The 232-nt window shown below is 65.1% G+C and carries 1 protein-coding gene; it reads left to right on the forward strand.

Annotation, left to right across the window (positions count from 1 at the left end; all coding sequences use genetic code 11):
• The coding region (locus AAEZ05_RS30445) for an aldehyde dehydrogenase family protein (protein ID WP_350650421.1) at positions 1-232 on the forward strand (232 nt) is incomplete at both ends.

The following is a 232-nucleotide window of genomic DNA, read 5'->3' on the forward strand; positions in this document are numbered from 1 at the left end:
GCCGAGATGGGCCCGATCGTGTCGCGGGCCGCGCTGGAGCGCATCAGTGGCTACATCGAGCAGGGCGTACACGCCGGCGCGCAGTTGTTGCTTGATGGCCGTGACTACGTGCCCACCGAACCCGGCCTGGAAAACGGCTTCTGGCTCGGCGCGACCTTGTTCGACCATGTGACCCAGGACATGAGCATCTACCGCGAAGAAATCTTCGGCCCGGTGCTGGCCTGTGTACGCG

Origin of the sequence: Pseudomonas sp. HY13-MNA-CIBAN-0226 (assembly GCF_040310305.1) — a bacterium.
Taxonomy (GTDB): Bacteria; Pseudomonadota; Gammaproteobacteria; order Pseudomonadales; family Pseudomonadaceae; genus Aquipseudomonas; species Aquipseudomonas gregormendelii.